Genomic DNA, 21,374 nt, shown 5'->3' on the forward strand with positions numbered 1-21,374 from the left:
TAGAGGAGGCACCCTTGAAGGCGGACACTCAAACCATCGACATCCTGTTGTTGGGCAGCGGCGGCCGCGAGCATGCTTTGGCAGCCAAGCTCGCGGCATCACCGCGCGCCGGCAAGCTCTACATCGCCCCGGGCAACGGCGGCACCGCGAGCTGCGGCGAGAACGTGGTTCTCGACGATTGCGATCCTGCTGCCGTGGCGGCGTTTGCGCAGAGCCACGGATGCGGACTCGTGGTAATTGGCCCCGAGGCTCCGCTCGTGGCGGGCGTGGCCGACGCCGTGCGCGCGGCGGGTATTCCCTGCTTTGGCCCGGGTGCCGAGGGCGCCCAGATGGAGGGCTCTAAGCTGTTTTCCAAGCAGCTCATGGAGCGCGCGGGCATTCCGACGGCCGCCTACGGCTCGTTTACCGACGAGGCCTCGGCTCTCGCCTATGTGCGCGAGCAGGGCGCTCCGCTGGTCGTGAAGGCCGACGGTCTTGCCGCGGGCAAGGGCGTTATTGTGGCAACCGAGCTTTCGCAGGCCGAAGAGGCCGTGCGCGAGTGCTTTGGCGGCACCTTTGGCGACGCCGGCAACACCGTGGTTATCGAGGAGATGCTCGTTGGCCCCGAGTGCTCGCTGCTGGCCTTTACCGACGGCAAGACCGTGCGCCCCATGGCCACCTCGCAGGACCACAAGCGCGCGCTTGAGGGCGACCTTGGTCCCAACACGGGCGGCATGGGCGTCTACAGCCCGGTGCCCATCGTGACCGACGAGGAGCACGCCACCATGGTGAAGGTCATGGAGCAGACCGTGGCCGAGCTCGCCGCCGAGGGCATCGATTACCGTGGCTGCCTGTACGGCGGCTTTATGCTTACCCCCGCCGGCCCCAAGGTGCTGGAGTTTAACGCCCGCTTTGGCGACCCCGAGACGCAGGTCGTGCTGCCGCGCCTTAAGAACGACCTGGTCGAGGTCATGCTTGCCTGCGCTAACTGCGAGCTCGACCAGATTGAGCTCGATTGGCGTGACGAGTGGGCGGTGGCCGTTGTCCTGACGAGCGCGGGTTATCCCGGCAGCTACGAGAAGGGCAAGGTCATCACCGGCATCGAGGATGCCGAGGCCATGGAGAACGTGACCGTGTATCACGCCGGCACCGCCGTGGTGGACGGCCAGCTCGTGACCAACGGCGGCCGCGTGCTCGCCGTGACCGCGCTGGGCGACACGTTCGAGAACGCTCGCAACCTTGCCTACGAGGCTTGCGAGAAGATCGATTTTGAGGGCAAGACCCTGCGTCACGACATTGGCCTGCGCGCGCTGCGCGGCCGCGACGCCTGGGATGCTTAAAATCCGAGAGGAATGAGACGGATGGACGAGAAGAACGAAGAGCTCGTGGACGCGCAGATCGTCGAAGAGGACAGCCGCATGTATGGGCACGCCGAGGGCGAGCCTGGTGGCGAGGTCGCTGACGAGCCGGCGCTGGTGCTGGGCGACGACGACCCGCACGATGCCGAGCTGCACGAGAAGATTCTTTCGGAGGAGTGCGCCTGGAAGGGCAAGATCCTCGACGTCCACCGTCTTGAGGTTGAGCTGCCCAACGGTCACCGCAGTGCCCGCGATATCGTTCGCCATCCGGGTGCGGCGGCCGTTGTGGCGCTGACCGAGAGCGGCAAGATCGTACTGGTGCGTCAGTACCGCACCGCCATCGACCGCGTGACGGTTGAGATTCCCGCCGGCAAGCTCGACCCAGGCGAGGACCCGCTCGATTGTGCCAGGCGCGAGCTGCATGAGGAGACGGGCTTTAAGGCCGGGCGCATTCGCTTTTTAACGTCGATTGTCACGACCTGTGGTTTTTGCGACGAGATTATTCACATCTACCTGGCCACCAAGCTCGAGTTCGATGCGCCCAACCCCGACGATGACGAGTTTGTCAACGTTGACCTGGTGCCGCTGCACGAGCTGATCGATGCTGTGCTCGACGGCAAGATCGAGGATGCCAAGACCGTCGTGGGCGCGCTTGCCTGCGACAGCATCGCGCACCGCCTTGGTGGTTCTGAGCTGTAACGAGTGGGGATAGCCCTGGGACAAGTGCTACTGATTGCTTTGTCCCAGGGTCTTACGTTGCTGATATTTCTTTGAGGATCACATGCTGAAGCGTTTTCTGTCTTACTACAAGCCCCAGATGGGGCTTTTTGTTGCCGATACCATTTGCGCCCTGGTGCTTGCTGCCATTGACCTGGCGTTTCCCATTATCCTGCGCAATCTGTGCGGCGGGCTGTTTACCCAGGGCCAGACTGCCATTATGCAGGCGCTCGGTATGATCGCGGTGGGACTGGTGCTGATGTATGCCACCCGCTGCGCCTGCCGCTACTTTGTGAGCTATTGGGGCCACGTGATGGGCGCGCGCATGGAGTCCAAGATGCGCGAGGACTTGTTCGATCAGTACGAGCGTTTTAGCTTTGCGTACTTTGATCGCAACAGCTCGGGTGACATGATGAGCCGCGTGGTCAACGACCTGTTCGATATCTGCGAGGCGGCGCACCACGTGCCCGAATGGATCATTATTTGCGGTATCGAGATCATTGGCTCGTTTGTGATTCTGTTTACCATTGCGCCGGTGCTCGCACTCGTCATGGCCGTGGTGACGGCGGTGTTCGCGGTCATTATGTTTTGGCAGAATATGCGCATGCGCGAGGTCTTTAGCGATAACCGCAAAAAGATCAGCGGCATCAATGCGCAGCTGCAGGATTCGCTGGCGGGTATGCGTGTGGTCAAAAGCTTTGCCAATGAGCAGACCGAACGCTCTAAGTTCCGCGCCTCTAACGATCGCTACCTTTCGTCCAAGGAAAACATGTATCACGCCATGGGCGTCTACACCGCGACGTATGGTCTGCTCTCGGGCGTGCTCTATGTGATCGTGGTGCTGCTGGGCGGTTGGCTCGTTGCCCAAGGCCAGCTGCAGGCGGTCGATATGGCAACCTTCGCGCTCTACATTTCGCTGTTCTGCACGCCGCTCGAGACGCTCGTCAATTCGGCCGAGGCGTATCAGAAAGCCATCGCCGGCTTTAAGCGCATGGACGAGGTGCTCTCGACTGTTCCCGATATTCAGGATAAGCCGGGTGCTGCGGATCTGCAGGTGACGGCCGGCGCTGTTGAGTATCGCGACGTGTGCTTTAGCTACGAGGATGTCGAGCTGGGCGCGGGCGACGGGACGCGTCCCGTTATCGACCATATGGATCTGTCCATTAAGCCCGGTCAAACCATCGCTTTGGTTGGTCCCTCGGGCGGCGGCAAATCAACGACTTGTTCGCTGTTGCCGCGCTTTTACGACGTTGCCGCCGGCTCCATTAGCATTGACGGCCAGGATGTGCGCGACGTGACGCAGCGTAGCCTGCGCCGATCCATCGGCCTGGTGCAGCAAGATGTCTATCTGTTCGACGGAACGATTGGCGAGAACATCGCCTATGGCAAGCCGGGCGCCACGGCAGAAGAAATCGCCGAGGCGGCCCATCGCGCCAACATCGATGCTTTTATCGAGTCGCTTCCGCAGGGCTATGACACCGTGGTGGGCGAGCGCGGCAGCCGTCTTTCTGGTGGTCAAAAGCAGCGCGTCGCCATCGCGCGCGTGTTTCTCAAAAATCCCAAGATCCTTATTTTGGATGAGGCGACCAGTGCTCTGGATAACGAGAGCGAGGAGGCGGTGCAGGAGTCGCTCGAGCGCTTGGCGCGTGGCCGCACCACGATCATCATCGCTCACCGTCTCTCGACCATTAAGCATGCCGACGAGATTGCGACCGTTGAGCATGGTCGCGTTGTGGAACGTGGCACGCACGAGGAGCTTCTCGCCCGTGGCGGCACTTATGCCCGTTACTATCGAATGCAGTTCGAAGGTGCGCGTGCGCACGAGCTCGACTGATTGATATGACAGGAAGGTTATGGCTGATAAGAACCATCTGACTCCGGAAGAAGTGACGGAGTTATTCTCCGAAATCGATGCATCCGGCGTCTTGGATCCTACACTCGCCAAAAAGCGTACCGAGCGCATGCGCGAGAAAGAGTCTGCCGTCAAACGCGGTGACAAGGCGACACTGGCGCGGCTGCGCAGCGAGGATCGCGCGAGCCAGGCAAAACATATCGACCCGCTGTCCGAGGACGATCCTTCGGGTTCGCAGGTGAGCCATACCATTACGAAAACTGCCATGGCCGTGGTTATCGGCATCCTGGTGCTGATTGTGGGCATGCAGATCGGCTACGGCGTGATGCGACGCCTGAACACCGCGAACCTCTCCGAGAGCGTTTCGGTGGATACCGTCTCGACCGCGCTCAAAGGTGGACTTGAATGGGGCAACGGCTTTACGCAGTTCCCGCTCGATTTTACCGTCGACGAGGCCGACGAGGGTACGGGCACGGTTGAGGTGACGGTGCTGGACACGTCTTCTGCCAATGAACTCGAGTTGCTGTCCAACGGTCAGATTCAGGCGGCGGCGCTCGCAACCAATGCCCTGCTCAACGACAAGATTGACCGTGTGGTGTATAACGTCCACGCCTATATCGACGAGGACAGCAGGATTCAGCATGATTCCTTCTTTGGCATGTTTCCCGCCCAGGGCCACCAGAGCGCCATCCTGACGTTCGTCTGGACCAAGAGCTCTTCCAACGCCACCAATATCGACTGGAAGATGCGTATCGTGAGCATGGATGACACCATTGCCGAGCGCATTCAGAAACAGGTGAACTCGGTATCGTCGCTCATCGAGGACCCGGCGGTGAGCCAGACTAAGATTGACGAGGAAAAGGCCGAACGTGACCTGGAGCACCGCCTGCACGGCCGCGAGATTTTCCGTGGCGGCAAGCTTGGCCGCACCCCGTCCGAATTACTTGAGCAGGACAAGCAAAAGTAGTCCGCAGCCACATAGAACGATGACATCCCGCGTGAGCCGCAAGCCCACGCGGGATGATTTTTCTGGGACGGGGATTAAAAAATTATTCTGTCATGTATGCGGTTGGCGAGTAGTCAATTTGGGACGGGGCTATTTTAGCTACCCCGGCTGGTGGCACGACGGTTAGGTTGATTGACGGACGGGGCAGCTAAAATAGCCCCGTCCCAAATTGACTACTCAGCGACAAAGCTCTGCTTTCAGAATGATTTTTTAATCCCGTCCTAGAAAATCATTATGCATAAGAAGTCATAATTATCATTTTGTAAACAATTCTATGTAATTAACGCCATAAGTCATGCTTACGGTTAGAATACCGCGAGGCCTAACTACACACCTTTAAGCCGGTCCCGAGAGACCGGGAAGGAGAACTATGGCGAACAACCATATTGCGGGCGCTGCCGCCCGCACCATCGCGCCCAGCGAACTGTGCCAGCGCATGCTGGCCAAAACCAGCAAGGGTGCTTGCGGTCCCTGCATCCTGTACCTTGAGGATGGGACCATTTTTTATGGCCGTGCATGTGGTGCCGAGGGCACCGCGACCGGCGAAGTCTGCTTCAATACCTCACTCGAGGGTTACTTTGAGGTTATGACCGACCCGAGCTATGCTGGCCAGATCGTTACCATGACCTATCCGCAGATTGGCAATTATGGCATCGACGAGACCGATGTCCAGTCCGCCTTCCCCGGCGATGACGTACGCCCTGCGAGTGCTCCCGCCATGCGCGGCATGATCGTGCGCGACATGTGTGCCACGCCTTCTAACTGGCGCTCGGCCGTTAGCGTGCCGGAGTACCTGCGCGCACACGGCATCGTCGCTATCGAGGGCGTCGACACCCGAGCCCTGGTGCGCCACCTGCGCGACAATGGCTCCAAGATGGGCATTATCTCGACTGAGGTCCTCGACATCGACGAGCTTGCCGAGCGCTTGGCCTCTGCTCCCACGCTGGTGGGGGAGAACCTGGTCAAGACCGTGAGCTGCCCTGCGCCCCATCCGTTCGCCGGAAGCGATCTGCCTGCCGAGCATGGCTTTGCGCTTGCGGCCCCCGCTCCCGCCCGCCACAACGTGGTCGCGTACGACTGCGGTGTCAAGCGTGGCATCCTGGAGGGTCTGGTCCGTGCTGGCTGCGCCCTCACCGTCGTGCCGTGGGATACACCCGCGCGTCAGGTACTCGACATGAATCCCGATGGCGTCTTTTTGTCCAACGGTCCCGGCGACCCCGATGCCGTGGTAGAGACCTACGAGCAGGTGCAGCAACTGATCGGCAAGGTGCCCGTCTTTGGCATTTGCCTGGGTCACCAGATGATCAGCTTGGCATGCGGCGCCCAGATGGAAAAACTCAAATTCGGTCACCGTGGCGGTAACCAGCCGGTTATGAACCTGGTCAGCCGCCGCGTGGAAATTACCGCGCAAAACCATGGCTTTGGCCTGCTGTTCCCCAGCTTGGGCAAGCTTGTCCCCGAACTTTCGGGCGGCGAGACCGAGCATGCGGCCGACGGCGATCTGCGCGTCTGGGCGCGCCGTGGTATCGCGCCCGTCGTGATGAACGAGCGCTTTGGCCGCATTCGCCTGACGCACGTGAACCTCAACGACGGCACCGCCGAGGGCATTCAGCTGCTCGACGCCCCGTGCTTCTCGGTCCAGTACCACCCCGAGGCCTCGCCCGGCCCCACCGATGCCCACTATCTCTTTACCGCCTTTACGCGACTCATGGACGGCGAGGAGAACTACCTGGACATCGACACCGCGAAGGACCGCCTGCAGGGCTGGAACTTTGCCGACGAGGGTTCCGCCACGACCGAGACCGAGGAGAACTAACATGCCTAAGCGTACTGACATCAAGCGTATCCTCGTCATTGGCTCGGGCCCCATCGTCATTGGCCAGGCCTGCGAGTTCGATTACTCCGGCGCCCAGGCCTGCAAGGTGCTCAAGGAGGATGGCTTTGAGGTCATCCTGGTCAACTCCAACCCGGCGACCATCATGACCGACCCGGGCCTGGCCGACCGCACCTATGTCGAGCCCATCACCGCCGAATTTATCGAGCGCGTGATCAAGAAGGAGCGCCCGGACGCGCTGCTGCCCACGCTGGGCGGCCAGACCGGTCTGAACGCCGCCGTCGAGCTGGCAAAGGACGGCACGCTCGACCAGTACGGCGTCGAGATGATCGGCTGCGACCTTGCCGCCATCGAGCGCGGCGAGGACCGCAAGCTCTTTAACGAGGCCATGGCTGAGATCGGCCTGGAGGTCGCGCGCTCGGGCTATGCCTACAGCGTGGCCGACGCCGAGGCCATCGCCGAGCGCGTGGGATATCCCTGCGTGCTGCGCCCGAGCTTTACCCTGGGCGGCGCCGGCGGTGGCATCGCGCACACCCACGAGGAGCTCGTCTCCATCGTGAGCCAGGGCCTTGAGCTTTCGCCCGCCCACGAGGTACTGGTCGAGGAGTCCATCGAGGGTTGGAAAGAGTACGAGATGGAGGTCATGCGCGACCACGCCGGCAACGGCATCATCGTGTGCTCCATCGAGAATCTCGACCCCATGGGCGTGCATACCGGCGACTCCATCACCGTGGCGCCGGCGCAGACCCTCTCCGACCTTGAGTATCAGCGCATGCGTGTCGCCTCGCTCGCCATTCTGGAGAAGATCGGCGTCGAGACCGGTGGCTCCAACGTGCAGTTTGCCGTGAACCCGCAGACCGGTCGCCTGATCGTCATCGAGATGAACCCGCGCGTGAGCCGTTCGTCCGCACTGGCCTCCAAGGCCACGGGCTTCCCCATCGCCAAGGCCGCCGCTCGCCTGGCCGTGGGCTACACGCTCGACGAGATCGTCAACGACATCACCAAAGCCACGCCTGCCTGCTTTGAGCCCACGATCGACTACTGTGTGGTCAAGGTGCCGCGCTTTGCCTTTGAGAAGTTCAAGGGTACCGACCCCACGCTCACAACGCGCATGAAAGCCGTGGGCGAGATCATGGCGATCGGCCGCACCTTTGAGGAGGCCTTTGGCAAGGCCATGCGCTCGCTGGAGGACGGGCATCAGGGCATTTGCGCTGGTGGCAAGGAAGGTGCCGATAAGCTGAGCGACGACGAGCTCGCTCAGGCCGTGGGCACCCCGACTGAGCACCGCATCTTCTTTGTGGTCGAGGCCCTGCGTCGTGGCTGGGATGTCGCGCGCATCCATGCCATCTGCGGCATCGATCCGTGGTATCTCAACCGTATCAACGATATGGTGCAGGTCCAGGAGAGCATTCGCGGCCTGTGCGTGGAGGACATCGACGCCGACGCGATGCGCCTGCTCAAGCAGTATGGCACGAGCGATGCCGAGATTGCCGCGCTGACCGGCTCGGACGAGCGCTTTGTTCGCGCTTACCGTAAGGGTCTGGGCGTGGTTCCCAGCATGAAGACGGTCGATACCTGCGCTGCGGAGTTCTCGAGCGCCACGGAGTACCACTACAAGACGTACGAGAACATCTACCGCACGAGCCCGGATGCCAAGAAGTGCGTGGCTCCCGACGAGACCACGCCGGCGGACAAGCCCAAGGCGATGATCCTGGGCGCCGGCCCCAACCGTATCGGCCAGGGTATCGAGTTTGACTACTGCTGCGTGCACGCGAGCTACGCGCTGGCGGCCCGTGGCTTCGAGACCATCATGGTCAACTGCAACCCCGAGACCGTCTCGACCGACTACGACACGTCCGATCGTCTGTACTTTGAGCCGCTCACCTACGAGGACGTCATGGACGTTATCGATGTTGAGCGCCCCGACGGCGTCGTGGTGACGCTCGGCGGCCAGACCCCGCTTAAGCTGGCGCGCATGCTCGAGGAGAGCGGCGTGAACATCATGGGTACCAAGCCCGATGCCATCGATTTTGCCGAGGACCGCGAGCGCTTTGCCGCCCTGCTCGACAGACTGGGCATTATGTACCCGCCGGCGGGTCAGGCCACCTCGTTTGAGGAGGCCGAGGCCGTGGCTGCGCATATCGGCTACCCGCTGCTGGTTCGTCCGAGCTATGTGTTGGGCGGCCGCGGCATGATGATCGCCTACGATGCCGAGCATCTGCACGATTACATGGCCGAGGCTGCCCGCATTAGCCCCGACTACCCGGTGTACCTCGACCGCTTCCTGGAGGGCGCGATCGAGTCCGATGTCGATGCCCTGTGCGACGGCGAGGAGGTCTACATCGGCGGTATTCTGGAGCATATCGAGGAGGCCGGTATCCACTCCGGTGACTCCGCGACTTGCATTCCGCCGTTTAGCTTTAGCGAGAGTCTGCAGGCGAAGCTCCGCGAGACCACGCGCCGCATCGCGATGGCGCTGGGAGTCCGCGGCCTGGTCAATGTGCAGTATGCCATCAAGGGCGAGACCGTCTACGTGATCGAGGCCAACCCGCGTGCCAGCCGTACCGTGCCGTTTATCTCCAAGGCCACCGGCGTGCCGCTGGCCAAGTGCGCGGCGCGCATCATGGCGGGCGATTCCATCGCGAGCCTGGGCCTGCCGAGCGACGAGCGCCAGCTGGACTGCTTCTGCATGAAGGAAGCCGTTATGCCCTGGGGCCGTTTCCCGGGAGCCGACGTTATCCTGGGGCCCGAGATGAAGTCGACGGGCGAGGTCATGGGTGTCGCCAAGAGCTATCCCGAGGCATATGCCAAGACACAGCTGGCGATTGACTACAAGCTGCCCGATCCGAGCGCCGGCAAGGTGTTCATTAGCGTGTGCGATCGCGACAAGCGTCATATCCTTTCGGTCGCCCGTATCCTGCGCTATCTGGGCTTTGACATCTGCTCTACCGAGGGTACGGCGCGCGTGCTGCGTGGAGGCAACGTGACGTGCGAGGTCGTGGAAAAGATCAGCGGCCCGCACGACGGCGAACGTCCCAACATCGGTGACCTTATCGCCGATGGCAAGATCGCGGTGATCATCAATACGCCGTACGGCCCGGGCTCGCGCGGCGACGGCTATCTGTTGCGCACCGAGGCGGTGCGCCGCGGCGTGACCTGCGTGACGGCGATGTCTGCCGCCAATACCTACGTGAGTGCTATCGAGGCGGTGCGCGAGGACCAGCAGGGCCACGGCAGCGCCAACGACATGGGCATGGACGTCATCGCCCTGCAGGACCTGCCGCAGTACACGGTGTAATGTGACCTGGTCGGCCGGGGCGGGAGGGGCCGAGATTTCCCCCTTTCGCTCCGGCTGCAAGCAGAGTCGCTCAGGAGGAAACTCGGCCCCTCCCGCCCCGGCCTGCGGTGACTTTGCTGCACCGTGTGCTGCAGAAGGGGCTTTGCGCGATGACTGGGGCTGAATAAAATTGAGTGTGGGCGCCGTCGTTCATTCGAACGACGGCGCCCACGTTATGTAGGAGGGACTTTCAGCCTCGTCAACCTCCCATTCCAAACCAAATCAGCCAACGTACGTCATGGCAATTCCCGGTAGGTCGAAGGTGCTCTGCGGCGGCCCGGTGTTTTCATCTGAACGACTTTGCGTAGCAACCGGAGTGAAGATGAAAACACCGGGCCGCCGCAGAGCACCCACAGACCGCAGGGACGGGAGCGGCTATACTACTCTCAGTAGTTAAGGGTCGCGGATTGGCCGCGTCACCGCTCTCAACAGGAGGTCTTTATTTATGGCAGATCAGAAGCCGGTTGTCGGGATCATCATGGGCTCCAAGTCCGATCTGGGCGTTATGGAAGGCTGCACCGCCGAGCTCGAGGCGCTGGGCGTGCCCTATGAGCTCGTGATCGCAAGCGCGCACCGCACGCCGGCGAAGGTTCACGAGTGGGCTTCGACTGCTGCCGATCGCGGTATCAAGGTGATTATCGCCGCCGCCGGCAAGGCCGCTCACTTGGGCGGTGTCGTGGCTGCCTTTACGCCGCTGCCGGTTATCGGTGTTCCTATGAAGACGAGTGACCTGGGCGGCATGGATTCGCTGTTGTCGATGGTGCAAATGCCTTCGGGCGTGCCCGTAGCCTGTGTTGCCATCAACGGCGCCAAGAACGCCGCTATCTACGCCACACAGATTCTGGGTGCTTGCGACCCCGAGTATCGTACGGTCATTGAGAAAATGAAACAGGAGATGGCTGACGCGTAAGATCGCCACCATTCCTTTTGTGCCATAAGGAGAGTTATGTCCGACTATCAGGGAAAACGTTTTAGGTCCTCTCAAATCCCCGACCCTTCAAAGCCCGCTGACAGCCGTGCGCCTCAGCAGGGTCGGGCATCCTCTCCCCAGCATGCCCGTGCCCCACGCCCCGTGGTGCCGACAGGGCAGCGCCGCCAGCGCCAGAATACGCCTGCCGCATACCGTCCTTCGGCGTATAGCACGGCGAAATCGCCGCAGCGTACTACGCCACCGGCCCATAAGGACTCGGCGGGACATGTCCAACAGCCGCGCAAAAAACGTCGGTCGATTTTCCCTATCTTGCTCATCATTGTCGGAATCGGATTGATTGTTGCCGCAGCGGCTATCTACATCAATGCGCAAATTGGCTACAAACAGGCAAGCGACTCGTATGCAAAGATCGAGAAACAATATGTGAGCGATAAGGATGGCAGCGGCATCCCCGTCGTTGATTTTGATGCCCTTGCGCAGACGAACCCCGAGATTGTCGGCTGGATTTACGTTCCGGATACTACTATCAATTATCCGGTGGTTCAGGCCAACAATAACTCCAAGTACCTCAACACGTTGTTTGACGGTACATCCAACGCTTCCGGTGCAATTTTCCTGGACTGCGACGATACGGCCCCCGGTATGGTGGACCAGCAGACCACGATCTATGGCCATCATATGAACGACGGCTCGATGTTCAACATTATTTCGGACACAACCGACCAGGCAAAGTTCGATAGCATCGAGTATGTGTACTACATTACGCGCGACGGTACGTATAAACTCAAGCCGCTCGTGACCAAGATTGTCGAGGATACGTATAACAAAGCGCGCACACCGAGCTTCGATGGCGAAGACGGTCTAAAGAACTATCTTTCCGAAATGCTGGATGGAGCATCGGCGAAGGCCTATGATGCGAGTGATCGTGCGTCTTCGGCAACCAAGGCCGTAACGCTCATCACCTGCCGCTCCCTTTCCTTTAGCGACACGCGTGCCGTGATGGTGCTCACGCCGGTTGAAGAATAAATTGCCCGAGGGTGGCTAATTTGGGACGGGGATCTTTTAGTCGCTCTCATTCTGTTTGACAGAGAATCTGGCTGGTAATCGAAGGGTAGCTATAAGGAACTCCGCCCCAAGGCTACTCGACGACAATAAGGGGAAATGATGCTTGAGAATGGCAAGATGATGCCTTCGGTCGATGTCTGGCTGCGCGAGGCCAAGGCCGACGCCTCGGCACCGGCGTGCGGTATGTACCTGACGCATAACGGCGTGGTGCGCGCAACGCCCAAGTCTGAGGCCCGTGGTGTCAAGACCGATGGCGTGGCGCCGGGTCATAAAGTAAGCGGCATGGTGTTTGGCTACGACGCCGACAAGGTACGGTCTGCCATCGAAGCGACGCGTGCGATGCCCGGCATCGGCTATGTGCGCGTATGGCTGGCGAGCGGTGAGCTTGCCGTGGGCGATGACATCATGCTTGTACTTATTGGAGGGGATATCCGCCCGCATGTGGTCGATGCGCTGCAGTCGCTCGTCGGCACCATCAAGAACGAGTGCGTGAGCGAGGTCGAGCGCGAGGCGTAAGGCCTCGTCGGCAATCCGAGTCTGTCTATAGCGAAAGCCCGCCGGCAGTTCATGTAGATCTGCCAGCGGGCTTTGATGTGTTGGAGCTATTTTGCTCTGGCGTTTGCTACACGCGTGTGGCGTCCTTGGGGCTCATGGTCATACTCTGAAAACGGTTCTCCATATATTCGTTATCGAAATGCTTGTCATAGAACTGTGCGACGGGAATATTTCGAACGGTTCCGTTGACGCGCTGATACCAATAGTCGAGCGATTGCAACGTCATGACGCCGTCGATCAACATGACGGCGGTCAGGATGACGGTAGCAGAGTAGCGGCGTTTCCATGGAATCATATTGATGAGCTTAAGCAGGCGCGGCAGCAAGACCTTGATCCAGATGAGGCCACCCAGGCCCCACATGCAGGCAAACGGCGTGCATGTGCGTCCCCCGGTCAATACCGCGATGGGATCGGGCATGCCGAATAGCCTAATGTGTGAATAACTCCACGACACCACGCCAAATGAGGTCTGCATAAACCAGCCTACAAACACCTCGAAAGCGCCGCCGATCAGGGCACTTACCAGGAAAATGATCAGAGGATTCTTTTTATAGAAGCGGTTGAGCGCCATGGTCATGAGCACCGCGCCAAATCCGTAGATGGGGCTAAAGGGGCCAAATAGCATACCGGCACGGTCCTGATAGACGCCGGGATCGACGACGACCATATGCCAGACTTCCTCGAGAATGAGACCTAACACGCTGCAGACGAAGAATACCCAGAACAGGTTGAAGTAGTTGAGCTTGATGTAGCCCTCGCCGGTTTCGTCGCGGCCGAGCATCCCCTCGGCGGCGGCATCGCGGTCGAGCATCTCTTGCAGACGGCGCTGCAGTTCGCGCTCCTGGCGTAGCGTGGGGTCGACGGTGGCCGACAGCGCAATGAGGATGACAAGCTGGACGGCGGGGCGCAGCAGGAAGGGTCCGATACCCTGGAGCATCACGTCAACTAAAAGCTCCACGACGGTAAATGCGATGAGGACGTAAGACAGGCGGGCGGCATTGCGCCGCTGGTCCTTGATGAGGTCCAGGCCAAAGACGATCAAGATGATCGCGCTTGCCGCCGAGAGCATAATGCCGGCGACGATAAGGCCAACCGCGACCAGGGTGTTATCACCGAGCTTAGCGGCGACGTTGCCGTTAATGAGTGCGGTGATGACCCGCCACATAAAGACGGCGACTGACGGGAGCGTGCCCACGCCAGATAGGGTGCACAGGACTGCGTAGACCTTGATGATAAGGGGGATCTTCTTGGCCTCCGTGGTGCTGGGGACACTGGGGTCGAGTTGATTTCGATCCATACGCTACCTTTCTCGTCTTGTAGTAGCCTACAAGGATACGCCGACGACCAGCTAAAAGACAGGACGAACGTCCCAATTGCAACAATGTAGCCCCTAGCGCGGGCGAGACACGGCGCACGGGAAGTCTTCGAGGCCGTTGCCCCTGAGAGTGGACTACCCAATAAAATGTTTGGTCGCAAAACGGATAATAAGCTCGGTGGGCTTTTAAAAACCGCTGTTCATGCGCGGGAGTGCTTGTCTTGCCGTGCGTATAATAGGGCAGGTAACGCCAAATAACGAGGCTCTGAGGGGATGCCATGTCTCAAGAAACCATCCGCGCGGCCGAGCGTGCCACGGGACAGGTGACGACCATGTCGACGTACGATCCGGACTCCGACCAGCTGCATGAGGAATGCGGCGTTTTTGGTGTGTGGGCGCCCGATCGCGACGTGGCTCGACTGACGTACTTTGGTCTGCGTGCGCTGCAGCATCGCGGCCAGGAATCGGCGGGAATCGCCGTGGGCGACGGCGGCACGGTTATGGTTCGTAAAGACCTGGGACTGCTCGACCGTGTGTTCTCCAACGCCGACCTATCGACGCTTTCTGGTCAGTTGGCCGTGGGTCACGTGCGCTACGGCACTGCCGGCGCCAAGAGCTGGGAAGCCTCGCAGCCACATCTTTCGACCATTAATAGCGTCATCATCGCACTTGCGCACAACGGCACCCTCGTCAACACCGACGAGCTGCGCCGTCAGCTCATCGAGCTGGGCGTGCCGTTCCTCTCCAATTCGGATTCCGAGGTCGCGACCAAGCTCATCGGCTACTTTACGCAGCGCACAGGCCATTTGCGCGAGGGCATTCGCAAGACGATGGAACTCGTGCGCGGTGGCTATGCCATGACGCTCATCAACGAGCAGGCGCTCTATGCTTTCCGCGACCCGCACGGCATTCGTCCGCTGGTGCTGGGCAAGCTCGTGGACGAGGGCTTGGACCAGGCCGACGCCGCATCCGTTTCGCGGCTGCCGTCGCAAGACGACGCCGCGACGGTCGACGCTGCCACTCATGTCACTCGCGCTGGTGGCTGGGTCGTTGCGTCCGAGACCTGCGCGCTCGACATTGTGGGTGCCGAGTACGTCCGCGACGTCCGTCCCGGCGAGATCTTGCGCATCAGCGCCGAGGGCTTGGTGTCCGAGCAAGGCGTGCCCGCTGCCGAAGAGCCCGCTAACTGCATCTTTGAGCAGGTCTACTTTGCCCGCCCAGACTCCATCATGAATGGCAAGAGCGTCTACGCCTGCCGTTACGACATGGGTCGTCAGCTGGCACACGAGGAGCCCGTCGATGCCGACCTGGTCATCGGTGTGCCCGACTCCGGTCTGCCGCCTGCGGAGGGTTATTCGCGTGAGAGCGGCATTCCCTTTGGCGAGGGCCTCATCAAGAATCGCTATGTGGGCCGTACGTTTATCGAGCCCACGCAGGAGCTGCGTGCCATGGGCGTGCGCATGAAGCTCAATCCACTGCGCGACAATATCGAGGGCAAGCGCCTGGTCGTCATCGACGACTCCATCGTTCGCGGCACCACCATGGTGCAGCTCGTCAAGATGCTGCGCAACGCCGGCGCCAAGGAGATTCACATCCGCATCAACTCGCCCGAGGTCATCTGGCCGTGCTTCTACGGCATCGATACCGACGTGCAGTCGCAGCTCATCAGCGCTAACAAGACGGTCGATGAGATCTGCGAGTACATTGGCGCCGATTCGCTGGCCTTCCTTTCGGTCGAGGGCCTGCTGAAGGTCATGCCCAAGGGCGGCTACTGCGATGCGTGCTTTACCGGCCGTTATCCCGTGGCGATTCCCGAGAGCTTTGGCCGCGACAAGTTTATGGAGGGCTTTAAGCCCCGCAACCTGGATAAGCCGCTGCACTTTGGCGACGACGCCGTGGTCGAGAAATACGATGACCGCAGCTGGGAAGAGAAGCACGGCGAGGCCTAAAACCTGCCATGTAGGGACAGGTTTATTTTGGTAGGTTTTACCTGCTGTTTTGTTGATATGACGGCGCGCACCGCTGCGGTGTGCGCCGATATGAACGCAACTATGGGCACTGTTTGGCGTCTGTGTGTCAAACGGTAGTGGGAGAGGAAGGCTCAGATGAGCGACAGCAAGCATGTGACGTATGAGGATGCCGGCGTCGATACCGCCGAGGGCGGCCGCGCCGTCGACGCTATTAAGCAAATGGTTAAGGATACCAACCGTCCCGAGGTTATCGGTGGCATCGGTGGCTTTGGCGGCCTGTTCTCGGCCGCCGCACTTAAGGATATGGAAGACCCGATCCTGATCAGCGGTACCGACGGCGTGGGCACCAAGCTCGTCCTCGCCCAGATCATGGACCGTCACGAGACGGTGGGCCAGGACCTGGTCGCCATGTGCGTCAACGACATTTTGGCTTCGGGCGCCGAGCCGCTGTTCTTCCTGGATTATGTTGCCATCGGCCACATCGAGGCCGAGCACATGGCAAAGATCATCAAGGGCGTGGCAGACGGCTGCAAGCTCGCGGGCTGCGCGCTCGTGGGCGGCGAGATGGCCGAGCACCCGGGCGTCATGGCTCCCGCCGACTACGACCTCGCCGGCTTTACCGTGGGTGTCGTCGACCGTCCCAAGATGCTCGACCCCGCCAACGTCCGCCCCGGCGACGTGATTCTGGGCCTTCCCTCCACCGGCGTGCACTCCAACGGCTACTCGCTCGTGCGTAAAGTCATCGGCGTTGACGGCATCAAGCCGGGTACGCCCGAGGCCGCCGCTAAGGCCGAGGAGCTGAGCCGTCCGCTCGAGGAGCTCGGCGGCGCATCACTGGCAGACGCTCTGCTGGCCCCCACGCGCATCTACGTCAAGCCGATTCTTGAGCTGCTCCGCGGCGGCGCTCCGGTGCACGCCATCGCTCATATCACCGGCGGTGGCATCACCGAGAACCTTAACCGTGCGTTGGCCGACGACGTCGACGCCGTGGTCACCCGCAATGGCGCCGAGATGGGCTGGGACATTCCGCCCGTCATCACCTATGTTTCGCACCAGGCCGAGCTTACGCCCAACGAGGCATGCAAGACCTTCAACATGGGCGTCGGCCTGTGCCTGATTGTCGCTCCCGAAGATGAGGCCGCGGTAACCGATGCCCTGGTCGCGCTGGGCGAGAAGCCGTTCCGCGTGGGCGAATGCGTCGAGGGCTCCGGTAAGGTCGTGTACTCCGATGAGCGCTAACGAGCAGACGGCTGCCGCCGAGGGCTTGGACTTTGTGCCCTACACCCGTCCGACCGGTACCGACACGGCCGATCCGCTCAAGATCGGCGTGCTCATCAGCGGTTCGGGCACCAACCTGCAGGCGCTCGTCGACCTGATTGCCGCCGGCAAGCTCAATGCTTCGATCGAGCTCGTGGTGTCGAGCCGTCCTTCGGCCAAGGGCCTGCAGCGTGCAGAGCGTGCGGGTATCCAGACGCTGACGCTCTCCAAGGATGTCTACGCCGACCCTATCGCCGCCGACGAGATTATTGCGCACGAGCTTCTCGAGCGCGGCTGCGAGTATGTGGTCATGGCTGGCTACATGCGCATGGTGCACACACCCCTGCTGGCGGCGTTCCCCAACCGCGTTGTCAATCTGCATCCGGCGCTGCTGCCGAGCTTTACCGGTGCGCATGCGATCGACGATGCCTTTGCGCGCGGCGTCAAGGTGACCGGTGTGACCGTGCATTTTGCCAACGAGATCTACGACAACGGTCCCATCATCGCCCAGCGCGCGCTGGCCGTTGAGGAAGGCTGGGATGTCGATACGCTCGAGGAGCACATTCACGCGATCGAGCACGTGCTGTATCCCGAAGTCGTGCAGATGCTCGCTGACGGCCGCGTCCACGTGCTGGAGAGCGGTAAGGTGGCAATTGATCCGGCGCGCCATCGTGCGTAAAAGGATTCACCTGGTTTTCATTGCGACGTAAACTATCAAAAAAGCTGATTGGGGCATATGGAATCACATGTGCCCCAATCAGCTTAATATCTCTTTGATTTTGGGCTCTGGATAACGTGACGGGCACCATTCCCATTCCAAGAAATCCGATAGGCCTCGTCCGTGTGTGGGCGGGGCCCTTTTGCGTGGCCTTTTATGTTTGCTATACTGCTAGCAAGTAGAGAGGAGCCGCTATGGGTGCAGCAACGGTGCAGCTCAACACACGAATCGATCCTATGCTCAAGGCTGGTGGCGATGCGGTCCTGACACGCAATGGATTGGGGCCGAGCGATGCCATTCGTGCGCTTTGGGCCTATCTTGTCGAGCATCAAGCGTTGCCGGGATTTATGGTGACGGATAAGCGCGAGGCACCCCGCGCGGAGAGCCTGGCCGAGCAGGGGTGTGGCCTAGCTTTTTCATCGCTGGGGCTAAATGCTTCGGATTTTGCGCCATTTGGATCATCTGCGGAAGACTGGGATGCCGTACGAGATGATATGTATGACACGATGATTGCCGATATTGAGGCGAATTGTCGATGATCGAGGCAAAGCATCTCTTGGTAGATACGAACGTTTGGCTCGATTATTACCTGCAAGAGGGGGCGTTCGACGAAGCGAAGAGATTAGTTGAACTGGCCGAGGCGGGAAAGATTGACCTTCTGTACACGCCCACGACGGCAAAGGATGTGTTCTATATCCTGCCTCGGCGTCTGGCCCGGCGGAATGCGAATGGGATTAACGTGCCGTTTACCTCGGCGTCATGGGCCTGCATCGAGCACATGATGCAGGTGGCAACTGCCTCTCCGCTTTCGTTGGCAGAGTGCGAGATGGCGCGCATGCTTGGCAAGCGCATGCCGGATCTCGAAGACAACCTCATCATCGCTTCGGGCGAGACGGCAGATGTTGACTACGTGGTCACGAGCGACCGGCGCATGCTGGAGGCGATGCCCGAGGTGTGCTTGACGCCTGCCCGCGCACTCGAGATGATTGGGATCCTCGACTAACCTTGCCTGTCTGGTTTCGCTATCATATGGGGCATTGTGAACCTCATGCAACTTTGGAGGACGGTATGGCGGATAACGCCGAGATGCTATTCGCGCCTGAGCTGGTGTTTTTTGATTGGGAGTGCGCGACGCCGGATGAGGTGTTTGCGCGACTCGAGGGCGAGCTTGCTCCGCGCGGCTACATTGCGTCCGGTTGGCTCGATGCCGTCCGTACGCGCGAGGACATCTATCCCACGGGCCTCGCCATGCCGGCGGCCAATATTGCCATTCCGCATACCGATCCGGGGTTTGTGGCTAAGCCCTATATCGCGGTGATTAAGCCCTCCGCGCCCGTGACGTTCAATGCTATGGCGGGCATGGGTGCCCCCGTGCCGGCGCAGATCATCATCAATCTGGGTATTGCCGAGCCGGGCGGCCAGGTCGAGGCCCTGCAAGCGCTTATGAATATCTTTATGGATGCCGACGCCGCAGCCGACGTGCTCGGTCAGACTTCGTCCCAGGGCATGGTCGACGCCATCCGCCGCCACTTCTAAGACTGGCACCTTTGCACCAAAATGGTGCAGATTAACCTGTCCCCCATGCACCAGGTGTGCCGCGGGGGCCGCGTTGTGACACAATGACGTTTGTTCGATTCGTGATGCGAAAGGCCAACTATGGCAAACAAGAAAAAGAACCCAGAGGCCGCACCGACGCCCGAGCAGCAGGCCCGCGCCGCGTCGAGCTCTCGTAAAAAGGCGCGCAAAACCCGCGTGTCCAAGACCGTCAAGATCGTTCTGGTGGTTATCGGCGTGCTGGCAATGCTGCTTTCCGTCTCGGCCATGGCGTGCTCCGGTTTGATGTCGCAGACCGAGAACAATAACTCGGGTTACAAACTGACCGGCGGCGTGGCTGCTACCGTCAACGGAACCAACCTCACCGAGGACACCGTAACCAAGCAGATCATGAGCATGCGCACGTCCTACGGCTATACCAAGGACAAGGATTGGGCGCAGTATCTGGTCAATAACGACCTGACGCCCAAGAAGTACCGCAAACAGCTCATCGATTCCTATACGCAGCAGATTCTGCTCCAGCAGGCGCAGAAGGAGAACGGCGTGACGGTTTCGGACGAGGAAGTAGAGAAGGCTTGGAAGGACGCCTGCAAGAGCGCGGGGGGCGCCAAGACCTTTAAGGAGACCCTTAAGACCTACGGCTATACCGAGGACACCTACAAGGACTCGCTCAAGGAGAGCCTGGCGCAGCAGAAGCTTAAGGATGCCGTTGCTCCCACCAGCAAGCCCAAGGACAACGAGATTGTCGATTACATTAACGAGAACCTGTCTAACTACAACGATGCCCGCCGCTCGTCGAACATCCTGATCAAGGTTGATTCCGACGCTTCCGACGAGGACAAGGCCGCCGCCAAGGCCAAGGCGCAGGAGTGCCTGGATAAGATCAACTCCGGCGAGCTGAGCTTTGAGGATGCCGTGAAGCAGTATTCCGACGACACCGGTTCCAAGGAGAAGAAGGGTGACGTGGGCTGGGATAAGCTCACCACCTTTGTCGACAGCTACCAGACGGCGCTCGAGGGCCTTAACAAGGGCGATGTGAGCGACGTGGTCGAGTCGACGTATGGCTACCACATCATCAAGTGCACCGACTACTTCCATGTCGATGGCCAGGTCGATGACATCAATCAGGTGCCCAAGGCTATTAAGAAGTACGTTTCCAATGTGGTGAAGACCCAGGCATCGGGCACGGCATACAACGAGTGGCTGGAGAAGTACACGAAGGATGCCGACATTACCGTCAACCCCATGCCCAAGGACGTGCCCTATAACGTGAGCCTGAAGGGCGTCACCAAGAGCTCGACCGACGATTCGTCGACGACTGAGTAATCAAGGGGCGGTGCTCGTGCGAGTGCCGCCCATGTTATTGAGGAGGATTTGCAGATGACCAACGAAGAGCTGCAGCAGGAAATGATTGCCGCCATGAAGGCCAAGGACAAGGTTCGCCTGTCTATCATTCGCCAGGTCAAGGCCGAGGTTAAGAACATCGAGGTCAACGAGCGCCGCGACGTGACCGAGGAAGACGTCAACAGCATGATCAAGCGTCTGATTAAGCAGACAAGCGAGACGTTGGAGATGTCCATCAAGGCCGGTACCGATCAAGATCGTACCGACAACCTAACCGAGCAGGTCAAGATTCTGGAGAGCCTGCTGCCCGCCCAGGTTTCGGGCGAGGAGCTCGAGACGCTGATTGAGCAGGTCATCGCCGAGCTGGGCGCCACATCCAAGAAGCAGATGGGCCAGGTTATGGGGGCGCTCGGCAAGGCCACCGGCGGCAACTTCGATAAGCCTGCAGCCGCCAAGATTGTCGGCGGCAAACTCGTGTAGGGCCGAGCGGTACATAGTTGGTGTTGAGGGGCGTGACCATTGCGGTCGCGCCCCCTTTTTTGTTGGCCGATGAAGGGCGCCTCCCTTGGCTGGTCATTGGGC

At 60.3% G+C, this 21,374-nt stretch carries 18 protein-coding genes; 17 read left to right on the forward strand and 1 reads right to left on the reverse strand.

Features of this window, described 5'->3' with window-relative positions; genetic code table 11:
• The first annotated feature begins 14 nt into the window (after positions 1-14).
• The 9 genes from purD (at position 15) to ACTQWD_RS00315 (ending at position 12,595) form a co-directional block, all read left to right on the forward strand.
• Positions 15-1,319: a phosphoribosylamine--glycine ligase gene (gene purD, locus ACTQWD_RS00275; protein WP_154516747.1), complete on the forward strand. Its 1,305-nt coding sequence runs from the start codon at positions 15-17 to the stop codon at positions 1,317-1,319.
• A gap of 21 nt (positions 1,320-1,340) precedes the next feature.
• Complete coding sequence (locus tag ACTQWD_RS00280; protein WP_195838565.1) at positions 1,341-2,036, forward strand: NUDIX domain-containing protein; 696 nt, start codon at positions 1,341-1,343, stop codon at positions 2,034-2,036.
• An 82-nt stretch (positions 2,037-2,118) separates the two neighbouring features.
• Entirely contained in the window at positions 2,119-3,888 is a 1,770-nt protein-coding gene (locus ACTQWD_RS00285; protein WP_441054655.1) for an ABC transporter ATP-binding protein, read from the forward strand.
• Positions 3,889-3,907: 19 nt separating this feature from the next.
• Positions 3,908-4,873: a hypothetical protein gene (locus tag ACTQWD_RS00290; protein WP_441054653.1), complete on the forward strand. Its 966-nt coding sequence runs from the start codon at positions 3,908-3,910 to the stop codon at positions 4,871-4,873.
• A gap of 409 nt (positions 4,874-5,282) precedes the next feature.
• Positions 5,283-6,728, forward strand: a complete 1,446-nt coding sequence (gene carA, locus ACTQWD_RS00295; protein WP_441042195.1) for a glutamine-hydrolyzing carbamoyl-phosphate synthase small subunit — start codon at positions 5,283-5,285, stop codon at positions 6,726-6,728.
• Position 6,729: 1 nt separating this feature from the next.
• On the forward strand, positions 6,730-10,044 hold the full coding sequence (carB, locus tag ACTQWD_RS00300) for a carbamoyl-phosphate synthase large subunit (protein WP_441558997.1): 3,315 nt from the start codon (positions 6,730-6,732) through the stop codon (positions 10,042-10,044).
• Positions 10,045-10,528: 484 nt separating this feature from the next.
• Positions 10,529-10,993 (forward strand): 5-(carboxyamino)imidazole ribonucleotide mutase, encoded by a 465-nt coding sequence (gene purE, locus ACTQWD_RS00305; RefSeq protein WP_373575402.1) that lies wholly within the window; start codon positions 10,529-10,531, stop codon positions 10,991-10,993.
• Between the two features lie 354 nt (positions 10,994-11,347).
• The gene (locus tag ACTQWD_RS00310) at positions 11,348-12,040 is read left to right on the forward strand and encodes a class B sortase (RefSeq protein WP_441558998.1); all 693 of its coding nucleotides are present in this window, start codon (positions 11,348-11,350) and stop codon (positions 12,038-12,040) included.
• A 135-nt stretch (positions 12,041-12,175) separates the two neighbouring features.
• Positions 12,176-12,595, forward strand: coding sequence for a molybdenum cofactor biosynthesis protein MoaE (locus tag ACTQWD_RS00315; protein ID WP_441054646.1), 420 nt, complete (start codon positions 12,176-12,178; stop codon positions 12,593-12,595).
• A 106-nt stretch (positions 12,596-12,701) separates the two neighbouring features.
• Here ACTQWD_RS00315 and ACTQWD_RS00320 read toward each other — a convergent pair whose 3' ends face one another.
• Complete coding sequence (locus ACTQWD_RS00320) at positions 12,702-13,931, reverse strand: putative ABC transporter permease (protein ID WP_441540336.1); 1,230 nt, start codon at positions 13,929-13,931, stop codon at positions 12,702-12,704.
• 296 nt (positions 13,932-14,227) lie between these two features.
• Between ACTQWD_RS00320 and purF the strand changes: the two genes are divergently transcribed.
• The 8 genes from purF (at position 14,228) to ACTQWD_RS00360 (ending at position 21,272) form a co-directional block, all read left to right on the forward strand.
• A complete protein-coding gene (gene purF / locus ACTQWD_RS00325; RefSeq protein WP_441033118.1) occupies positions 14,228-15,898 on the forward strand; it encodes an amidophosphoribosyltransferase in 1,671 nt (556 codons plus the stop codon).
• Between the two features lie 156 nt (positions 15,899-16,054).
• Complete coding sequence (gene purM, locus ACTQWD_RS00330) at positions 16,055-17,158, forward strand: phosphoribosylformylglycinamidine cyclo-ligase (protein ID WP_427717964.1); 1,104 nt, start codon at positions 16,055-16,057, stop codon at positions 17,156-17,158.
• On the forward strand, positions 17,148-17,855 hold the full coding sequence (gene purN, locus ACTQWD_RS00335) for a phosphoribosylglycinamide formyltransferase (RefSeq protein ID WP_441033121.1): 708 nt from the start codon (positions 17,148-17,150) through the stop codon (positions 17,853-17,855). The genes purM and purN overlap by 11 nt, the downstream gene beginning before the upstream one ends.
• A 233-nt stretch (positions 17,856-18,088) precedes the next feature.
• Complete coding sequence (locus ACTQWD_RS00340; protein ID WP_441033124.1) at positions 18,089-18,433, forward strand: type II toxin-antitoxin system RelB/DinJ family antitoxin; 345 nt, start codon at positions 18,089-18,091, stop codon at positions 18,431-18,433.
• Positions 18,430-18,897 (forward strand): PIN domain-containing protein, encoded by a 468-nt coding sequence (locus ACTQWD_RS00345; protein ID WP_441558999.1) that lies wholly within the window; start codon positions 18,430-18,432, stop codon positions 18,895-18,897. The genes ACTQWD_RS00340 and ACTQWD_RS00345 overlap by 4 nt, the downstream gene beginning before the upstream one ends.
• 65 nt (positions 18,898-18,962) lie before the next feature.
• Complete coding sequence (locus tag ACTQWD_RS00350; RefSeq protein ID WP_427717974.1) at positions 18,963-19,430, forward strand: PTS sugar transporter subunit IIA; 468 nt, start codon at positions 18,963-18,965, stop codon at positions 19,428-19,430.
• A 120-nt stretch (positions 19,431-19,550) separates the two neighbouring features.
• Positions 19,551-20,774 carry a peptidylprolyl isomerase gene (locus ACTQWD_RS00355; RefSeq protein ID WP_441559000.1) on the forward strand — a complete coding sequence of 408 codons (1,224 nt, stop codon included), beginning with the start codon at positions 19,551-19,553 and terminating at the stop codon, positions 20,772-20,774.
• A 54-nt stretch (positions 20,775-20,828) separates the two neighbouring features.
• Positions 20,829-21,272 carry a GatB/YqeY domain-containing protein gene (locus ACTQWD_RS00360; RefSeq protein ID WP_427747592.1) on the forward strand — a complete coding sequence of 148 codons (444 nt, stop codon included), beginning with the start codon at positions 20,829-20,831 and terminating at the stop codon, positions 21,270-21,272.
• Positions 21,273-21,374: the final 102 nt, after the last annotated feature.

Origin of the sequence: Collinsella sp. LCP19S3_B6 (genome assembly GCF_052121815.1) — a bacterium.
Classification (GTDB): Bacteria; Actinomycetota; Coriobacteriia; order Coriobacteriales; family Coriobacteriaceae; genus Collinsella.